An 18,679-nucleotide genomic window follows, 5' to 3' on the forward strand; every position below is an offset into this window, starting at 1 on the left:
TTCCCCCAACACGTCCAACCATGAACAGACAGGACCCGGCCTTGAGCACCTCCCCATCCGAACCGGACGCGCGCTACCGCTATGTTGTCGTGGCGGTGCTGGGCTTCGCCTACATGCTGAACTTCGTGGACCGGCAATTGCTGTCGATCCTGGTAGAGCCGGTGAAGCAGGATCTCGGCCTCAGCGATACCCAGATCGGCATGCTGACGGGGCTGATGTTCGCGCTGTTCTATACGTTCTTCGGCATTCCGGTGGCGATGATCGCCGACCGGGGCAATCGCACCCGCCTGATCGCGGCGGCCTGCGGCATCTGGAGCATCTTCACCGCCCTGTCGGGTCTGGCCACCGGCTTTGTCAGCCTGGCGCTGGCCCGCATCGGCGTCGGCATCGGGGAGGCGGGCTGTTCGCCCCCGTCATACTCGATCATCGCCGATTATTTTCCGGCCCATAAACGCGGGCGGGCCCTGGCGCTCTATCTGCTGGGCGTGCCCGCCGGCAGCTTCGTCGGCGCCGTGGCCGGTGCGGCGATTGCCGACGCCTATGGCTGGCGCACGGCTTTCGTCGTGATCGGTCTGGTCGGCGTGCTTTTCGCGCCGCTGCTGCTGCTGATCGTGCGGGAGCCCGTTCGCGGGCGTTTCGACGCGGCGGCCCCGTCCGACGCCGGCCCGCCCCGCCTGATGGAGGCGCTGAGCTATTTCTGGCGGTCACCGATCTTCATCTTCACGGGCCTTGCCTGCGGTCTGACCTCCTTCTGCTCCTACGGGCTGCTGAACTGGACGCCGGCCTTCCTCAGCCGGGTGCAGGGCATGTCGTTGGGCCAGATCAGCGGCTATTTCGGGGTTCTGGTCGCGGGTTCGATGGTTGTCGCCGCCTGGATCGGCGCAATGGTCGCGGACAAGGCGGGGGCGCGCAATCCCATCTGGTACGCCCTGCTGCCCGGCCTCGGCATGCTGCTGGTGGTGCCGTTTCTGTTCGGCTTCACCATGGTGGATGACTGGTCGCTGTCGCTGCTGCTGCTGGTGCCGCCCACCATGCTGACATCCATCTATCTGGTGCCGGCGCTGGCCTTGCTGCAGAACCGCACGCCGCCCCAGTACCGGGCGACGGTCAGCGCCACGCTGCTGTTCCTGCTGAACCTGCTGGGCCTGGGCTGCGGCCCGCTGTTCGTGGGCATGGTCAGCGACCGGCTGACGCCGGTTTACGGCACGGCCGGTCTGGCCATGGCCCTGCAATGGCTGACACCCTTCATCATCCTGGCCTTCCTGTGCCAGGCGATCACCGCCTGGCTGATCCGGCGGGAGGCGCTACAGGGAAAATAGCGGAATATGCAAACAAAGACAGCACCGTCCAAGGGCGGTGCTGTCTTTGCACAGAGCGGCGAGACTGCCCGCCTACCGCCGCTTCCAGTTCCCGGCCCGCCGTTCCTGCACGGCCAGGATGCCCTCGGCGAAATCGTCGGTGATGCTCAGCTCATTCTGCTTGCGCGCCTCAATATCGGTCTGCCGGCGGATGTCGTCCAGCAGGCCGTCGCGCAGGGTGGCCCGCGTGGCTTCCACGGCCAGGGGAGCATTCTCCGCGATCTGCCGGGCCAGCGTCAGGGCGGTGTCGAACAAGTCCCCTTCCTCGACCAGCCGGTCGGCAAGACCGATACGCAGCGCCTCCTCCCCATTGATGCGCCGGCCGGTATAGAGCAACTCGGCGGCCTTCTGCTGTCCCACCACACGCGGCAGCAGCAGGGTGATGGCAAAGCCCGGATGGATGCCGATCTTCACGAAATTCACCGCCATGCGCGTGCTGGGGGCGACCACACGGAAATCGGCGATCAGGGTCAGGCCCAGCCCGCCGCCGATGGCCGCTCCCTGCACCGCCGCCACGATGGGCTTGCGGATGGCAAACAGACGGTATGCTGCTGCATAGATCTGCTCCGGCTTCTCATGCGCCTGGGTCAGTTCGGCCCCGGCGCAGAAATTCCGGCCCTCGGCCGCCAGAACGATGGCGTGGATATCGGGATCGGCGTCCACCTGCTCCAGCGCGCCTGCCAGCGCCGAGAGCAGGGGAATGCTGAAATAATTGCTGGGTGGCCGGGCAAAGCGGACGATGGCGACATGGCTCTCGGCCCGCGTCACATTGATGACATTGCCGTCCGCATCCGGTTCAGCCAATGGACCATTGTCCGGCGAAAATTCATGCTGGTTCATTTTCTACCCATGTTTTCCTGGGAAAGGCGTTCCTGGCGGAACTGGCTGCGGCGGGCCTTGCCCACCTCGTCGCGCAGGTCGGTGGTGACGAATTCGAAGCTTCGCGGGACCTTGTAGCGGGCCAGTTGCGTGGCGAGGTAGGCCGCCAAAGTCTCCGCGTCCAAGGGTGGGGCCTGACCGGGTGAGACCTGCACGATGGCATGCACCCGGTTGCCCAGATCATCGTCGGGCAGGCCGATCACCACGCTGCCGCGCACATCCGGATGGCGCTCGATCGCCGCCTCCACCTCCGCCGGATAGATATTGACGGCACCGGAGATGATCAGGTCGGTGCGGCGGTCGGAGATATAGAGGAACCCCTCTTCATCGACATGGCCCAGGTCGCCCAGCGACGTCCAGCCATCGGTGACCTTCATCTCCGATCCGATATAGTGGAAATTGGGACCCGCCCCGGACGCCTGACGGAAGAAAATCTCCCCCACCTCTCCGGGCGCACAGGGCGAGCCATCGGGACGCAGGATCGCCATTTCGGTGCCCGGCGCCGGGCGGCCGACCGATCCGCGATGGGCCAGCCAGTCGGTCCCGCTGATGATTGTAGCCCCGATCCCCTCCGTTCCCGCATAAATCTCGAACAGCCGATCCGGCCCGATCCAGCCGATCCAGCTTTCCTTCAGCCACGGCGAACAGGGGCCGCCCAGATGCACCAGGGTGCGCAGGCCGGACAGGTCGTACCGGCCCCGCACCGCTTCCGGCAGGCGCCAGATACGGCCCATCATGGTGGGAACCATCATCACATAGCTGACGCGGTGGCGCTCGATCAGGGCCAGACAGGCCTCCGCATCGAACCGTTCCATATTGACCACATGGCCGCCGCCGAACAGGCACTGATGCGCGGCACTGAAGGCGGCATTATGATAAAGCGGCCCTGGATTGAGGATGGTGTCACCCGCCTGTTGCAAGGCATAGCCGGCCCCCACCGGATCGGCCCGCCCGTCGACATTGGTGACGATGACCTTGGGCCGCCCGGTCGAACCACCGCTGGTGATCGCCTTCCAGGAAGGGGACACGCACGCCGGCAGGGGCTGGTCGCCATCCTCTGGCCCCGGTTCCATATCCGGCGCCAGGGTCGGGCACCGGGCGAAGCACAGGCCGGGCGGCCCGATTACCAGACGCGGCGACACCGCCGCCACAATGGCGGCGCATTCGGCCGCCGGCATCTTGGGCGAGATCGGACAGGGCACGGCCCCCAGCTTCCACAGGGCGAAGCTGGTCTCGAAAAAGGCGATGGAATTGGGCAGGGCGAAGATGACGAAATCCCCCTGCCTCACCCCGTGACGGGCCAGCAGGCGGGCACGGCGGTTGGCGCGGGCATCCAGTTCGGCCCGGCTCAAGGTCACGCCATCCTGGGTCAGCGCCGGCCGGTCGGGATCGATGGCGGCGTGGTAGGCGAGGACGAGGCCCAGCGGCAGACGGCTGGTCGCGGAAGGCATCACGCTCATAGGGCCGGCCCCGCGCGTTCCGTTCCAGACCGTGACGCACAGCTGCTTGTCATTCCACCAGGCACCGGATCGCCCCTCTCCATTGCAAAACCGAACCGGTGAAACCTGCCAACGACCGGCATTCCCGTCTAATGCTTTGCTGGGTATTCGCATTCCTTAGTGGAATATCCCCCCATTATTCTTCCGGAGAATACCAATTGACCACAAGTCATTTGACGCATGATCGAGCCCCCGCCGACATTGGCCGGAAACCGGGCCACCGGCGGGTGCGCGGCAAAACAACAATATCGGGGGGGGGCGAGGCCAGCATGGGAAATTTCCTGCAAGACGGCTGGTACCAGCATGGGTCCGGCCGCGGCATGACACCGGCGATGGCGGGGAGTATGCATTGCTGTGCCAGCGGCATGCGGCGCGCCCGCATGAACCCTGTTGATTATTCGGCGCGGCGGCGGACGATGCTGCACCCCACCGCCGGGCGGAAGGATAAACCCATGCTGGAAGATCAGCACAAACGCATCGGCGATGCCGGTTCCAATAGCCTGGACCCGATGATGATCACCCAGGAACAGGTTGCCGGCGCATGAAGAACGGGAATGACGGAAGCCGGCACGACTTCATCATCATCGGCGGCGGGTCGGCCGGAGCCGTGGTCGCGGCAAGGCTGAGCGAGGATCCCGATATTGGCGTCCTGCTGCTGGAAGCCGGTCCCCGCGACCGCAGCCTGCTGATCCACATGCCGGTCGCCTTCCGCCTGCTGCGTCAGCACATGCTGTTCGACTGGGGCTACAAATCGGAGCCGGAGCCGCACGCGGCGGAAAGGTCCATCCCGGCGGCACGCGGCAAGGTACTGGGCGGATCATCGGCCGTGAATGGCATGATGTATTCGCGCGGCCATCCCGGCGACTATGATCAATGGGCGCAGATGGGGGCCAAAGGCTGGTCCTTCGATGATGTCCTGCCCTATTTCCGCAAATCGGAGCGTAGCGAACGGGGGACCAGCCATTGGCATGGCAGCGACGGCCCGATGAGCGTGTCGCGCATGTCGCATGACGATCCGCTGGTCCGGGCCATGCAGGCGACGGCCCGCGCCCTGGGCCATCCCGTCACCGACGATTTCGAGGCGGGCACCTCGGAAGGTTTCGGCCTGCCGGACCTGACGGTCGGACGGGGACGCCGGGCCAGCACCGCCAGCGCCTTCCTGGCGCCGGCGCGCGGCCGGCCCAACCTGACGATCAGGACCGGGGCGCAGGCGACCCGCATCCTATTTCAGGGAACCCGCGCCGTGGGGGTGGAATACCGGCAGGCGGGCCGGACCCTCACCGCCCATTGCACGGGTGAAATCGTGCTGTGCGGCGGCGCCTATGCTTCACCGCACCTGCTGATGCTGTCGGGCATCGGCCCCGCCGACCATCTGCATGCGCAGGGAATCGATGTGGTGGCGGACCTGACCGGTGTGGGCAGCAACCTGCAGGACCACCCGCTGGTGCCCATGGGGTTCCGGGGCACGCGCCCCTTCCCGCTGCGCGCGAAATTGCGGGCCGACCGGGTGGCGCTGTCCGCATTGCGCTGGGCGCTGACCGGCAAGGGCATGATGGGGACCCAGCCCCTGACCGCCATCGCCTATTACCGCTCGCACGCAGGGCTGGAACGGCCGGATCTGGAGAATATCCTGATGCCGACCAGCCTGAGCGCCCATGTCTGGTTTCCCGGCATCCGGCCACCGCATGAGGACATGCTGACCTCGCTGAACTGCGTGCTGCGGCCGGGCAGCCGGGGAACCGTCCGCCTGCGGTCGGCCGATCCCCTGATGGCCCCGGAAATCCGCTTCAACCTCTTGTCCGACCCCGGGGATGTCGATCTGCTGCGCCATTCGATCGAATGGACGCGCGACCTGATGGCGACGGACCCGATCCGTGATTTCGTGGGCGAGGAGGTGTTTCCCGGCCCCAAAATGGCCGACCGGCAGGCGATGGACCGCTATATCCGGTCCGTCGCCGTCACGGCCCAGCATCCGGCCTGCACCTGCCGGATGGGCACGGATGACGAGAGTGTGGTCAATGCCGCCCTGCAGGTGCATGGCGTGGAAGCGCTGCGCGTCGCCGACGCCTCCATCATGCCCACATTGATCGGCGGCCACACGAACGCCCCCAGCATCATGATCGGCGAACGTGCCGCGGATTTTCTGACCAAAGGTCCCTGAAAGCAGTTTCAGATATCGAACCTCACCCCTTGGGCGAGCGGCAGGGTGCGCCCGTAATTCACGGTGTTGGTCGCCCGCCGCATATAGGCCTTCCAGGCGTCCGACCCGGATTCCCGCCCGCCGCCCGTCTCCTTCTCACCCCCGAAAGCCCCGCCGATCTCCGCACCCGAGGGGCCGATATTGACATTGGCGATGCCGCAATCTGACCCACGGACAGACAGGAAGGTCTCCGCCTCCCGGATGTCGTTGGTGAAGATCGAGGAGGAAAGGCCCTGGGGAACGGCATTGTGCTGTGTCAAGGCGGCGTCGAAATCGCTGTAGCGCATCACATAGAGGATCGGTGCGAAGGTCTCCTTCTCCACCGGTCCGTGCTGGCCGGCGATTTCGACCAGGGCCGGGCGGACATAATAGGCGTCGGGACCGAAGCCGGATTCCACCCGCCCGCCGCCGGATAGAACGCCGCCTGCGGCCACGGCGTCGGCCAGGGCCGCCTGCTGGGCTTCGAAGGCCTGCCGGTCGATCAGTGGCCCGACGAGGCTGCTCTCCACCAGCGGGTTGCCCACCGGCACCGTGGCATAGGCCTGCTTCAGGCGCGGCACGAAGCTGTCATAAAGGCTGTCATGGATGAACAGACGGCGCAGGCTGGTGCAGCGCTGGCCGGCCGTCCCCATCGCCGCGAAGGCAATGCCGCGCAAGGCGAGGTCGAGATCGGCCGTGGGCGCCACGATGGCGGCGTTATTGCCGCCCAGTTCCAAAATGGCGCGGGCAAAGCGGGACGCCAGACGCGGGCCGACGGCCCGGCCCATCGCCGTCGACCCCGTGGCCGACACCAGCGGCACATGGCGATGGTCGACCAGCATCTCGCCCACCGCGCGTCCGCCGATCAACAGGCCGGACAGACCCTCCGGCGCCGTGCCGCCATCGGCGCGGAACCGCTCCATGGCGCGGGCGAACAGCGCATCCACGGCCAGCGCCGTCAGCGGCGTCTTTTCCGACGGCTTCCATACCACGGCATTGCCGGCCACCAGCGCCAGGGCGGCGTTCCATGCCCAGACGGCCACGGGGAAATTGAAGGCGGAGATGATGCCGGTGACACCCAGCGGGTGCCAGGTCTCCATCATCCGGTGTTCCGCCCGCTCCGTCGCGATGGTCAGACCGTGAAGCTGGCGCGACAGGCCCACGGCGAAGTCGCAGATATCGATCATCTCCTGCACCTCGCCCAGCCCTTCGGAGATGATCTTGCCCGCCTCGATGGAGACAAGGCGGCCCAGTGCTGCCTTGTGGCTGCGCAAAACCTCGCCGAACAGGCGCAGCAGTTCGCCCCGGCGGGGGGCCGGCACCAGGCGCCATTGCAGGAACGCCTGATGGGCCTGATCAATGACCTGTGCCGCCTCCACCGCACCGGCCTCCCGCACTTGGGTCAGTGTCTCGCCGGTAACCGGCGAGCGGGCGGCCAGTGTCTCGCCGGTAACCGGCGAGCGGGAGGTAAGGGTCCCCGCCAGGTGGCGATCCTTGTCCACGCCGAACCGGTCCAGCAGGGACAGGGTCTCGGCAATCAGGGAAGTCGGGGTGGCGGGCATGACAGGGTTCCTTATGAATGATGGGAATGCCGCAGATGGGCCAGCAGCGCCTCTGCGGGGTGACGGGGCCGGAAGCCGGCCATGCGGTGGATCTGGCAACGACAGGAAAAGCCCGTGGCAAGCACCTGCCCGGCCGGGATGCCCGTCAGCTTCGGCCGCCAGCTCATCTCGAACAGTCTTGCCGACAGGCCGGCCTGTTCGCGTTCATGCCCGAACAGGCCGGCCATGCCGCAGCAGCCCGTCGCCTGGATTTCGAGCGTAAGGCCGAAGGCGGCGAAGATGTCCTTCCAGAGCCTGGGCGCGCGGGGCGTGGCTGTCCGTTCAGTGCAATGCGCAAACAGCCGGAAGGTTGTCCCCTGCCGTGACCCATCCGGCACCGGGAGCCGCCCGGCGGCGATCTCCCCGGCCAGGAAATCCTCCACCGACAGGATGCGGCGGCCATCGTCGCGGGGTGGCGCATGCCCCCGGTATTCCTGGTCCTGCATGAGCAGGGCCGCCGGTTCGATGCCGATGACCGGCACGCCGGCATCCAGCAGCCGCCCCTGGAAATCGCAGGCCGCCCGCGCCACAAGGGCGAACCGGTCCAGCATGCCCTGCACATGCAGGGCCTTGCCATTGGGCCGGGCGGCGATCTGATGAACCCGGTACCCCAGGGTGATCAGCAGGTCACGCACCGCGTGCACCGTGGCCCCGTCGAAGCTGCCGGTGAAACTATCCTCCAGCAGCAGGACCGTGCGCACCCTGTCAGCCGGAGCAAGCCCGGACCAGATGGCAAGATCGGCGGAAGACGGGTGGCGGCCACCGCGCGCCGGATCAATGCGGGGCAGGTCGATCAGGCCGAAGCGGTCGCGCAAAAGGCCGGACGCCCATCCCAGCAGCAGATTGGCCAATCGCGGCACCCGGCGGGCCATCGGCAGCAGTGTTTCCATGCGCGCCACCAGGGGATCGCGCAGCGGCCGAGGGCGGTGCTGGTGGAAGGCATGAAGAAAACGGGCCCGCATGGCGGGGATATCGACCTTGACAGGGCATTGCCCCGCGCAGGCCTTGCAGGACAGGCAGCTTGCCAATGCTGCATGCACCTCGCCTTCAAATGCCTCCAGGGTGGCGGGTGCTGTGGGCAGGCTTTTCAGCCGCGCCCATTCCCGCAGCAGGGCGGCGCGGCCCTTGGGGGATTGCCGCCGGTCGCGCGTCGCCTTGTAGGAGGGACACATCGCATCGTCGGCATCCCAGTTGAAGCAGGCGCCATTGCCATTGCAGGCGACGGCCTTTTCAAAAGGCCGGGCCAGAGCCGGGCCGATTTCCCGGTCGAAGCCCCCCCTGAACGGCACGCCATCGATCCGGTCAACCGGCCGCCCCCCGTCGGGCGATGCCAGCTTGCCAGGGTTCAGCAGGTTCAATGGATCGGCCGCCCGCTTGATGCGGCAAAGCTCATCGTACAGCACCGGCCCGAAGAAGATGGGCGAATATTCGCCCCGGAACCCCCGCCCATGTTCGCCCCACAACAGGCCGCCATGGCGCCTGGCCAGCGCCGCCACCGCGTCGGAGATGGGGCGGATCAGGGCGGCGTGGGCGGGGTCGCGCATATCCAGCGCCGGGCGGACATGCAGGCAGCCGACATCCGCATGACCGAACATGCCGAAATCCAGGCCGTGGCCATCCAGAATGGCGCGGAACCCGGTGATGAAGTCCACCAGGCGCTCGGGCGGGACCGCCGCATCCTCGACAAAGGGGGTTCCCTGGTGCCGCCCGTCCAGCCGGCCCAGCAGGCCCACCGCCCTTTCCCGCAGGGACCAGAGCTGCGCGATGGTGGCGGGGTCGCGCACGATGGCCCAATCCAGCACCGCCCCGGCATCGCCGGTCAGCATGGCCGACAGGCGATGCAGCGCCTGTTCCAGCACCGCCGGCCGGTCGGCCACGAACTCCACGATGTTCAGCCCGCCGACGGGCATTGTCGCAGGACCACCCAGCACGCCGTCTATATCGGCCCAGACGGGGTCCTGGCGTGCGAGGCGGAGGATCTTGTCGTCCAGGATCTCGATGGCCGCCGGGTCCGCCGCCAGCAGCCGCCCGATATCGGCCAGGGCACCGTTGAAGGACCCGTAACGGATGCCCACAAGCGCACGACAGGCGGGAATGGGCCGCACGCGCAGGGTCAGGCGCGTGGTTACAGCCAGCGTCCCCTCCGATCCCGCCAGAAGATAGTGCAGCCGGAACAGTCCGTCCCCGCCCAGGACATTGCGCAGATTATAACCGGTCAGGCCCCGGTTCATGCGGGGAAAGATTTCAGCGATCAGGTCATGGTGTCGGGTGACGACACGATGCACCTCGCGGTGCAGCCGCCCCGCCAGATCGTCCTGCCGCATGACCCGCCGCAGCGCGTCCCGGTCCAGGGCCGCGACGGCGTGGCTGGAGCCATCGGCCAGCACGACCTCCATCCCGTCGATATAGTCCGACGTCTTGCCATAGATCCGGGACCCCTTGCCCGAGGCATCGGTGGCCACCATGCCGCCCAGCGTGGCCCGCGAGGCGGTGGAGACGGTGGGCGCAAAGAACAGGCCGTGGGGCCGCAGGAAGGCGTTGAGCTGGTTCAGCACCACCCCCGGCTGGACGGTGACGGTCAGCCGTTCCGGGTCCAGCCCCTCGATCCGGTTCATATGGCGCGAGGTGTCGATCACCACACCGGCGGTCAGCGACTGTCCGTTCGTGCCGGTCCCCCCGCCCCTGGGCGCCAGGGGAATGGGACCATGATCGGCGGATGCCGCAAGCCTGACGATGGTTGCGATATCATGGCCATCGCGCGGGAACAGGATGGCGGCGGGCGGACGCTGATAGATGCTGTTGTCCGTGGCGAAGACCGTGCGGGTTGCCGCATCATCGGCGATGTCGCCGCGATAGGAACTGTCCCGCAGCGCCGCCAGAAACCGGGGGACCGGTTCCACCTTCACGCTTCCGCCTTCAAGGGCAGGTCCGGGTCCAGCCCCAGCCGCGCCAGGGCTGTGCGGATCGACAGGGACTGCTCGTCCGCATAGAGAACCATTTCATCGCGGACAGGCGCGCCCAGCGCCTGTTCGAACGATGCACGGCTGGAGCGCTCGTCATATTGCCGCCGCTCCCCTGCGCCAAGATTGGACTGGAATATCCCGGCTGCACTGACGGGCAGGAAATCCTCATAGGTGATCGGCTCATATCCCAGATAACCCCGGTCCACGAGGTCATCCACCGACAGGACCGACATCCGGTCTTCAGGCGCCGCCAGCCCGGCCGGCGTGGGGAAATAGCGGAAGAAGGCCAGCCCCTGATCGCGCAGCATCCGCCAATCGTCGGGAAAGGCACGAAAGCGCATCGCCAGGGCCTGCCCATCATCGCCCGATCCCGCCTGCGCGTCGCGCCGCGCCGCCGCCAGCAACTGGTCATACAGCAGCCGGCCCTTGGGCGTCAGGGCGGCACCGCGCTGTTCAATCTCCCCGAAACGGGCCGTATGGGTGCCCAGCACATCCCCTTGGCCGGTGGCGAAACCAACCGGTTCCGACAGGGCCTTGAAGCTGGTCTGGCGCAATAGGATGGGGCAGTCGCGCCGCGGCGGCCCTTCGATCTGCGCCTTCGCCGCCATGCCCTGCGCAACCATGCGGGCCTGTGCCGCATCGATATCCAGGGTGCGCGGGGTCAGGTGGTTGATATGCGGCCCCTTGAAACTGACGATATCGGCAACCAGCCGGTGTGCGGCCACCAGCGCCTTGTAGGTCGACAAACCGACATTCGCCTGCGCATGCCAGCGGAAGGTCTCCAGCGCCTCGCGCACGAACCCGGCCGCCTGGTCATGGTCCAGGCCGCCCTGTGTCTCCGACACCGCTACCAGTTCCATGGCGCGCGGCGTGAATATCCGCCGGGCCGACAGGATGGCCGCCGCCTCTGCCCGCAACGCTTCATCCCCGATCAGGTCCAGGCGCAACAGCGAGGTGAAGACGCGAAACGGATTGCGGCGCAGGTCAGCCGCGCCCACGGGCCGGAAAGCCGTGGAATGCACCGGCACACCGGCCACCGACAGATCATAGTAACCGACGGGAACCATGCCCATGACCGCGAACAGCCGGCGCATGTCGAACAGTTCGGCGGCCGTGCCCACCCGGATGGCGCCATGGCGTTCGACATCCAGCCGGGCCAGTTCGCCACGGCATTCCAGACGGGCCATCAAGTCCGGTGCGGATGCCAGCGCATCGGCGTTCACCGATGCCACCAGTTCCAGCAACGCGCCATATTGCGGCACCTCGGTCCGGTACATGTCCGACAGGGCGATGGAAAACAGGGCGCGGATTTCATCCGGCGGGACACAATCCGTCCTCGTCATCTGCGGCTCCCAGGCTGGTGCAATAAACGGCGGGGAGCTTCGTCGGACGAGTGCCGGCAATCAAATCAGGGATTATCAAGACCTCATTCCACGCCAGAATGACCTGCACACAGCGCGACGGCCCCTCCCCCCCGCATTTCATTCCATGGGGGAATGATGTTTGGAGCAATCATCGCTATGCAGGATCATACCCATCCGCCATCGCTTATCCGGGACTCACCGATTTCCGGACGTGGAACAACAGATGTTGGGAAATGACCGCTCCCATGGCCTTTGGGAAAAGACTGCGCCGGCGCCCGTCGCCTGCACACCCTTGCACGGGGATGCACGGACCGATGTGGCCGTCATCGGCGGCGGCTATACCGGCCTGTCGGCGGCGCTGCATCTGGCCGAAGCCGGGGTTGCGGTCACCGTTCTGGAAGCGGTGGAACCCGGGTTCGGCGGGGCGGGCCGCAATGTCGGGCTGGTCAATGCCGGCATGTGGGTCATGCCCGACCATCTGTGCGACGTCCTGGGGCCGGTGCGGGGGGAGCGGCTGCTGAACCTGCTGGGCGACGGCCCGCGGGAGGTGTTCGCCCTGGTGGATCGGCTGGGCATCGAGTGCGAGGCTGAACGAAGCGGCACGCTGCATTGCGCGGTCGGGCGCGGCGGTCTGGCGGAGATCGCGCGGCGTCAGGCGCAATGGGTGCTGCGCGGTGCCCCCGTCCGGCTGCTGGACGCGGCGGAGACGCGGGCGCGGACGGGATCATCCGCCTATGCCGGCGCCCTGCTGGATGCCCGCGCCGGCACGATCCAGCCGCTGGCCTATGCCCGTGGCCTGACCCGCGCCGCCCTGGCCGCCGGCGCCCGGATATTCACCGGCAGCGCGGTCAGGGATGCACAGGCGCAGGGCGGAAAATGGCGTCTGTCCACCGGTCACGGGACCTTGACGGCGGACCGGGTGATCGTGGCAACGGACGCCTATGCCAGCGGCCCCTGGTCGCAGGTGCGGACCGAACAGGTCCACCTGCCCTATTTCAATGTCGCGACCCCGCCCCTGCCCCCGGACATCCGCGAGACCATCCTGCCCGGCCGCGAAGGGGCCTGGGACACGCGCGATGTGTTGAGTTCCTTCCGCATGGACCGGGCCGGGCGGATGGTGTTCGGCAGCGTCGGCGCGCTGCGCGGCACCGGCACCGCCATCCACCGGGCCTGGGCGCACCGTGCCCTGCGCCGGCTGTTCCCCCAGATCGGCCCGGTCACGTTCGCGGCGGAATGGTATGGCCAGATCGGCATGACGGGCGACAATCTGCCACGTTTCCACCGCTTCGCCGACAATGTGATCAGCTTCAGCGGCTATAATGGCCGGGGCATCGCGCCCGGAACTGTTTTCGGCAGGCTGGCGGCGGCCCTGATGCAGGGCACCCTGCAGGATGGGGAATTGCCGCTGCCCGTGTCGCCGGTCACCCGGCCGCGCCTGGGCCGGGCACGGGAAGCCTTCTTCGAGGCCGGAGCCCAGATCGTGCATGCCGCATCCATGCGCTGGTGAAAAGGGCGGTCAGGCCCCCGCCCGCGCCGCCGATGTCTCCGCCAGTATCCACTCCCGGAACGCCGCCAGCCGGGGATGGCTCGCACGGTCAGTGGGCCAGACGAGGTGATAACATTCCGTGCTGCGCATCGGCCGGTCCAACGCGGGGACCAGTTGGCCCGATCGCAGTTCCTCACCGATCAGCAGGTCGGGCAGCAGGGCCACGCCCAATCCCGCCACCGCGGCCTGGGCGGCCGTGGCGAACTGGTCGATCAGCATGCCATGGACGCCATGGGCATCGACACCGTTGGCCCGCAGCCATTGCTCCCAGGCATCGGGCCGGCTGGTCAGATGGAGCAGCGGTGCCTTGCGGATGTCGGCGACCAGATCGAACGCAAACCGTTCCTTCAGGGAAGGGGAACAGGCGGGAATCACCGTCTCCGGCATCAGCATGGCCAGTTCGGCACCGGGCCATTCCGCCGGGCCGAAATGGATGGCGGCATCGATGGCTTCCAGTCGGAATTCAAACCGGCCGGGCCGGGTCACCAGATTGATGGTGATGCCCGGATGGGCTGCCATGAAGGAAGGAAGCCGTGGGGCCAGCCAGCGCGTGCCGAAGGTGGGCAGGACCGCCAGGTTCAACGTCCCGCCCGACGGGTTGGCACGGAGATTGAGCGAGGCGGTGCTGATCCGGCGCAACGCCTCTCTTATTTCCCGCGCATAGCCGTCGCCCGCCACGGTCAGGTGAATGGTCTGGCGTTCGCGATGGAACAGTTCGACCTCAAGCTGTTCCTCCAGCGCCTTGATCTGGCGGCTGACGGCACTCTGCGTCAGGCAGAGTTCACGGGCGGCGGCCGTGATGCTGCCTGTCCGCGCCGCCGCCTCGAAGGCGGACAGGAGCGGCAGGGACGGCAGGAAACGGCGGGGCGTCTGCAAGGGCTCCTCCCGAGGGGCCGGCGCTGCGGGACAGTGTCAGACTGGGGGCACGGGGACGAGGGGAAAGGGATCGGCAATCAGCCGGCCTTTCCCCCTGAATGGGCCAAGGCGAAATCAAGCGCCGCCCGCACGGCCGCCACCTGCGCCCGGATGCAGATGTCCGGGGTCGTGCGCGAGCTGTCGGGATAAACCTCCGTCGTCGTCTTGAAACGCGCATTCGTGATGGAGGGGCAAAGCCCCAGTTGCGCAACCGGATATTCGATGATGCCATGGGCGATGACGGGCGATCCGATGATTTCACCCTGCGCATCCGGCGGCGCGATATGGGTTACCTTCTCGACCTCGGCAATGATGGCTTTCTGGAAATCAAGCTGCCGATCCTCGCTGTCAGCCACCAGATAGAAACCGTCCGGCGTCTCCTCCTCCACGAAGACCTTACCGTCACGGGCGCTCAAGGCGGGGCCGAACTCGGTCCGGTCGGTGTCCGTGGTCTCATGCAGGTCGATATGCAGGAGGTAATCATTGGCAAAGGATTGCGTGAGATCCATCAGCGCCGTCGCCTCAACCGGCCCGCCCGGCCGGAAATTGCGGTTTGGATCCACGGCATCATGATTCCAGCGGTGGATCCGCTCATAGGCCCAGGGGCTGACACAGGGGGCGACCAGCAGATTGACCCTGCCGGCATAGGCCCCGGCAGCCTGATCGAGGAAGGCCAGCGCGCCGAGGACGCCGCTGGTTTCATAACCATGCACCCCCCCGGTCACCAGGACCGCCGGCAGCCCCGGACGCATCACACGGCTGCGCAGTGCGTAGAGCGTATAGGCGTCGCCGGCATATCGTACCTGCCCATAGACGGTCCGCTCGAAACGGTCCCCCAGGGCATCGATCCGCGTGACGATGTCCTTGTCATAGAAGCGGCGCCGGGATTGCCGGGACCGCCACTGGTCGCGCTCCCGCTCCCCCCACGGGCGCCCGGCCTCTCCGATGGGGCTGTCGGTCGTCATCGCACTTCATCTCCCGTCAGGATGCGGCGGCCATTGTGCTGCCGGCGATCCAGTCGTCAATCAACATTTCAAGCACGGGCAGCGTCACCGCCCCGGCCGCCATCAGTGTGTCGTGGAAATCGCGGATGCGGAACCCCTCTCCCAAGGCCGCCTCGGCACGGGCGCGCAGTTCGCGGAACTTCAGATTGCCAAGCTGATAGGCCAGCGCCTGCCCCGGCATGCCGATATAGCGGTCGACCTCCGCAGTCAGCGTTTCCAGCGGCATGGCCATGTTCTGACGGAAATAGGCGATCGCCTGATCCCGGCCCCAGCCCTGGGCGTGGATGCCGGTATCCAGCACCAGGCGCAGGGCGCGCCACATCTCCATTTCCAGGCGTCCATACCGCTTCTCCGGCGTGTCGTAGAAGCCCATATCCTCGCCCAGCGCCTCGCAATAGAGCGCCCAGCCTTCCAGGCAGGCGGCATATTTCAGGGCACCGAACCGGCGGAAGTCGGGAAGCTGGTCCATTTCCTGGATCAGAGCCAGATGCATCAGATGCCCTGGCCAGGCCTCATGCAAGGCCAGTGGCAGATGCATATAGCGCGGGCATTTGCCCGGCAGCGAGGTGATCCAGTGGATGCCGGCCGCACTGCCATCGGCGGGATTGGGCTGCGCATAGGCCGGCGGCATCTTGTCGGCCACGGCCACCGGAATAGAGTTGATGCCATAGGTGATGCGCGGGATACGGCCGAAATACTCGGGTATGCGAGCGTCGATGCGCTTGGACAGGATTTCGATCTGCTCACGCAATGCCTCGGCACTGGCGGCGAACTGCTGCTTGTCGGTTTGCAGATGCTGGCGGAAGCCTTCAAGGTCATCGGGGAAGCCGGCGGCCCCGGCAACAGCCAGCATTTCCCCCTTGATGCGCCCGACCTCCTTCAGGCCGATGGCATGGATGTCGGCGGGCGGCAGGTCGAGCGTCGTATACTGGCCGATATGATAGGTGTAGTGACGCTGGCCATCGACATCATCACTACAGGCAAGGCTGTCGCGGGCGGGCGGCAATATCGTGCGTTCAAGATAACGGGCATAGGCCAGGAAGGCGGGCACCACCACCGTCTCGACCAGCTTGCGTCCTTCCTCGGCCAGGGCCGCCATCGCCCGCCCCCGGCCCGCGGCCCGTGCCAGCGGACCGTAAAAGGCATTCTCCTGCACGGGCATCGACATCTGGCCACGGATCTGTGCGATGGCCCGTTCAACGACGAGACGGGGATGGGCCATACCGGCGGCAACGCCCCTCGACAGGCTTTCCTGCACCGTCGCGAAGGAGGCCGCGGTCGTCGCCAGACGCTGAAGGTAGCGCCGTGCATCATCGGCCGTCGCCAGCGCGGTGGAGTTGGCCCAATAGATCAGCGTGAATTCCGGCCCCAGCGGATACAGCGTGGGCCGCAGATGGGCACCAGCATCCACCATCTCCACCAGGGACCGGAACTCATGGTCGAGCAGCCGGTGCGTGGCCCGGTCCTGAACGCTCAGCGGCGCCGGATCGATGCTGGCAAGCTCGGCCAGCGCCGCCCGGGCCCAGGCGGCCCGCCGCTCAAAATCGGCAGGCGCCTCGTGCAGCAGCTGGTTCGCGCCGGTGGCGACACCGGCGGCGATGGCGGTGATCGGGAACTCCTGGCACTGGAAGGTCCAGAAGCGTGCGGCCAGATCGGCCAGGGTGGTGGAAGCGCTCATCGCGGTTTCCTTGGGTAGCGGCCGGCTTCGTGCGAGCGGGCGATGGTCGGGAAGGAGGTGGTGGTCAGACCGCGTCGGCAACACCGGTTCGGCGCGGGTCGGCGCAGGCGCTGGCCGTCCCGTCGGCAGCGATATGCACGCCCTCATAGCTGCCATTATGGTAGTTCCAGGGATTGACCAGTTCCATCCGAAGCCCGCGTGCCCGCACGCCGGCATGGATTTCCGGCGTGCCGCAATCCACCTCCAGCGTGAAGGCATCGGGTGAAAGGCTGTCCGGACCATAGGTCGGGCCGCCGATGCGCGGCCGGTGGACCGAACTCTCGATATCCATCCCGAAATCCAGAATGTTGAGCGCGTTGGTCACGCAATTCGGGATCAGGCCGACACTGGGCGACCCGGCGGCCAGCACCGGCTTTCCATCCGCGTCAAAGATGATGTGCGGGGCGACATAGCAGGTGCCGCGATCCCCCGGCTTCGGCATGGTGCGGAAGAAATGCACACCGCCGGCCCACAGGTTCATACCGTCCACGATCAGCCCGTTCGACCAGGCGCTGGACATGACGGAATGGAGGACCGTGGCAATATTGCCGTCACGATCCACAACGGTCAGGTGGTTCGACCCCGGATAGGGTACGCGGGCGGGGTCCACCCGCTTGGGCTCGCGCATCCGCATCAGCTCGAAGCGCATGGCCGCGTAATCCTTGGACAGGATGGTTTCCAGCGGCAGCGGCCAGCTGTTGGGATCGCCCTGGGCGGCGCCATCGGCGAACACTTCCAGACAGAAGCGGGCCAGCCAATACATGGTATCGGCGCTCTCGTTCGGCAGGCCCCACTCCTTCAGCGGGATGCGCTCGACAAGATTAAGGATTTCGATGATGTGGGTCCCGCCATTGTCAGGCGGGGGAGAACCGGCGATCTTATAATCGCGATAACGGCCCCAGGCCGGGTCCATCCAGCGAACCTCGTAACGGTCGAAATCCTCCATGGTCAGCACGCCGCCGGCACGCTTGACGGTGTCGACCACCTTCTGGGTGAAGGCGGAACGGTAGAAATAATCGACGCCGTCCGTCGCCATCCGCTCCAGCGTCTCGCCCAGCGCGTGGTTGACCAGCGGCTCGCCAGGGCCGCGCAGGCTGTTGTCGCGGAAATAGATGCTGCGGCCTTCCTCCGACAGGCCGATCTTGTCCATCTTTTCGAACATCATGCCGTAGAGGAACGGGTAGATCGGAAAGCCCTTATGGGCCAGTTCGATGGCGGGTGCGGCCAGGGCTTCGCGCGACTTGCTGCCATAGCGCAGGCGCGATGCCTCCCACGCCGCCCAGAAGCCGGGAACCGCCACGCTGCGCCCTGTCGGCACATCCGCCGCGGAGAAGCCCGGCAGGCCGGCCAGCGGTGCGTTCATCGACCCGTTTATATATTGAGTGGCGCCGGTCGCCTTGTCGTAATGCATCATGCTGAGCACGCCGAAGGCCGTGGTCATGTGCGGTTCGACAACCGTCTGCGCCAGCGAGGCGGCAAGGGCGGCATCAACGGCATTGCCGCCGTCACGCAGGACATTCAGCGCCACGCGCGAGACGATGGGGTGCGAGGTGACCACGACCCCGTCGCGTCCCGACGCCTTCTGCTTGCGCCCGAACACGGCCGCCTGCGTAAGCTGTGCGATTTCGTCATGATCGAACATCACTTGCCTCTC

13 protein-coding genes are annotated in these 18,679 nt (G+C 66.7%); 4 read left to right on the top strand and 9 right to left on the bottom strand.

The window, feature by feature from the left end:
• Window positions 1-41 precede the first annotated feature (41 nt).
• Window positions 42-1,319 carry a spinster family MFS transporter gene (locus tag ACM9LZ_RS09530; RefSeq protein ID WP_416619159.1) on the top strand — a complete coding sequence of 426 codons (1,278 nt, stop codon included), beginning with the start codon at window positions 42-44 and terminating at the stop codon, window positions 1,317-1,319.
• A gap of 72 nt (window positions 1,320-1,391) precedes the next feature.
• Here the strand turns inward: ACM9LZ_RS09530 and ACM9LZ_RS09535 are convergent, their stop codons facing one another.
• A complete protein-coding gene (locus tag ACM9LZ_RS09535; RefSeq protein WP_416619160.1) occupies window positions 1,392-2,162 on the bottom strand; it encodes an enoyl-CoA hydratase/isomerase family protein in 771 nt (256 codons plus the stop codon).
• 32 nt (window positions 2,163-2,194) lie between these two features.
• Window positions 2,195-3,697 carry an AMP-binding protein gene (locus ACM9LZ_RS09540; protein ID WP_416619161.1) on the bottom strand — a complete coding sequence of 501 codons (1,503 nt, stop codon included), beginning with the start codon at window positions 3,695-3,697 and terminating at the stop codon, window positions 2,195-2,197.
• Window positions 3,698-4,005: 308 nt separating this feature from the next.
• Between ACM9LZ_RS09540 and ACM9LZ_RS09545 the strand changes: the two genes are divergently transcribed.
• Together ACM9LZ_RS09545 and ACM9LZ_RS09550 are read left to right on the top strand one after the other, a co-directional pair.
• Complete coding sequence (locus tag ACM9LZ_RS09545) at window positions 4,006-4,281, top strand: hypothetical protein (protein WP_416619162.1); 276 nt, start codon at window positions 4,006-4,008, stop codon at window positions 4,279-4,281.
• Window positions 4,278-5,897 carry a GMC family oxidoreductase gene (locus tag ACM9LZ_RS09550; protein ID WP_416619163.1) on the top strand — a complete coding sequence of 540 codons (1,620 nt, stop codon included), beginning with the start codon at window positions 4,278-4,280 and terminating at the stop codon, window positions 5,895-5,897. Before ACM9LZ_RS09545 ends, ACM9LZ_RS09550 begins: the two co-directional genes overlap by 4 nt.
• Before the next feature lie 8 nt (window positions 5,898-5,905).
• Here the strand turns inward: ACM9LZ_RS09550 and amaB are convergent, their stop codons facing one another.
• Genes amaB through hglS form a run of 3 tightly spaced genes read right to left on the bottom strand, consistent with a single transcriptional unit; the run spans window position 5,906 to window position 11,822 of the window.
• Window positions 5,906-7,477 carry an L-piperidine-6-carboxylate dehydrogenase gene (gene amaB, locus ACM9LZ_RS09555; protein ID WP_416619164.1) on the bottom strand — a complete coding sequence of 524 codons (1,572 nt, stop codon included), beginning with the start codon at window positions 7,475-7,477 and terminating at the stop codon, window positions 5,906-5,908.
• Window positions 7,478-7,488: 11 nt separating this feature from the next.
• Window positions 7,489-10,416: an FAD-binding and (Fe-S)-binding domain-containing protein gene (locus tag ACM9LZ_RS09560; RefSeq protein ID WP_416619165.1), complete on the bottom strand. Its 2,928-nt coding sequence runs from the start codon at window positions 10,414-10,416 to the stop codon at window positions 7,489-7,491.
• Between the two features lie 2 nt (window positions 10,417-10,418).
• Window positions 10,419-11,822: a 2-oxoadipate dioxygenase/decarboxylase HglS gene (gene hglS / locus ACM9LZ_RS09565; protein WP_416619166.1), complete on the bottom strand. Its 1,404-nt coding sequence runs from the start codon at window positions 11,820-11,822 to the stop codon at window positions 10,419-10,421.
• A 244-nt stretch (window positions 11,823-12,066) separates the two neighbouring features.
• On the opposite strand from hglS, the gene ACM9LZ_RS09570 reads away from it, so the two are divergent.
• The gene (locus ACM9LZ_RS09570; RefSeq protein ID WP_416619167.1) at window positions 12,067-13,350 is read left to right on the top strand and encodes an NAD(P)/FAD-dependent oxidoreductase; all 1,284 of its coding nucleotides are present in this window, start codon (window positions 12,067-12,069) and stop codon (window positions 13,348-13,350) included.
• A gap of 9 nt (window positions 13,351-13,359) precedes the next feature.
• Here ACM9LZ_RS09570 and ACM9LZ_RS09575 read toward each other — a convergent pair whose 3' ends face one another.
• From ACM9LZ_RS09575 to ACM9LZ_RS09590, 4 genes are all read right to left on the bottom strand, one after another.
• Window positions 13,360-14,265 (bottom strand): LysR substrate-binding domain-containing protein, encoded by a 906-nt coding sequence (locus tag ACM9LZ_RS09575; RefSeq protein WP_416619168.1) that lies wholly within the window; start codon window positions 14,263-14,265, stop codon window positions 13,360-13,362.
• A gap of 77 nt (window positions 14,266-14,342) precedes the next feature.
• The gene (locus tag ACM9LZ_RS09580) at window positions 14,343-15,269 is read right to left on the bottom strand and encodes a M14 family metallopeptidase (RefSeq protein WP_416619169.1); all 927 of its coding nucleotides are present in this window, start codon (window positions 15,267-15,269) and stop codon (window positions 14,343-14,345) included.
• A gap of 16 nt (window positions 15,270-15,285) precedes the next feature.
• The gene (locus ACM9LZ_RS09585; RefSeq protein WP_416619170.1) at window positions 15,286-16,986 is read right to left on the bottom strand and encodes a DUF885 domain-containing protein; all 1,701 of its coding nucleotides are present in this window, start codon (window positions 16,984-16,986) and stop codon (window positions 15,286-15,288) included.
• Window positions 16,987-17,050: 64 nt separating this feature from the next.
• The gene (locus ACM9LZ_RS09590; RefSeq protein WP_416619171.1) at window positions 17,051-18,667 is read right to left on the bottom strand and encodes a gamma-glutamyltransferase family protein; all 1,617 of its coding nucleotides are present in this window, start codon (window positions 18,665-18,667) and stop codon (window positions 17,051-17,053) included.
• Between the last annotated feature and the right edge of the window lie 12 nt (window positions 18,668-18,679).

Source organism: Niveispirillum fermenti (genome assembly GCF_048066175.1).
Lineage (GTDB): Bacteria > Pseudomonadota > Alphaproteobacteria > Azospirillales > Azospirillaceae > Niveispirillum > Niveispirillum fermenti.

What these genes read in the sequence shown, in the direction of transcription:
- ACM9LZ_RS09585 (WP_416619170.1), bottom strand. Translation starts at nt 16,986, where the DNA reads ATGAGCGCTTCCACCACCCTGGCCGATCTGGCCGCACGCTTCTGGACC.
- hglS (WP_416619166.1), bottom strand. Translation starts at nt 11,822, where the DNA reads ATGACGAGGACGGATTGTGTCCCGCCGGATGAAATCCGCGCCCTGTTT.
- ACM9LZ_RS09540 (WP_416619161.1), bottom strand. Translation starts at nt 3,697, where the DNA reads ATGAGCGTGATGCCTTCCGCGACCAGCCGTCTGCCGCTGGGCCTCGTC.
- ACM9LZ_RS09550 (WP_416619163.1), top strand. Translation starts at nt 4,278, where the DNA reads ATGAAGAACGGGAATGACGGAAGCCGGCACGACTTCATCATCATCGGC.
- ACM9LZ_RS09580 (WP_416619169.1), bottom strand. Translation starts at nt 15,269, where the DNA reads ATGACGACCGACAGCCCCATCGGAGAGGCCGGGCGCCCGTGGGGGGAG.
- ACM9LZ_RS09570 (WP_416619167.1), top strand. Translation starts at nt 12,067, where the DNA reads ATGTTGGGAAATGACCGCTCCCATGGCCTTTGGGAAAAGACTGCGCCG.
- ACM9LZ_RS09545 (WP_416619162.1), top strand. Translation starts at nt 4,006, where the DNA reads ATGGGAAATTTCCTGCAAGACGGCTGGTACCAGCATGGGTCCGGCCGC.
- amaB (WP_416619164.1), bottom strand. Translation starts at nt 7,477, where the DNA reads ATGCCCGCCACCCCGACTTCCCTGATTGCCGAGACCCTGTCCCTGCTG.
- ACM9LZ_RS09590 (WP_416619171.1), bottom strand. Translation starts at nt 18,667, where the DNA reads ATGTTCGATCATGACGAAATCGCACAGCTTACGCAGGCGGCCGTGTTC.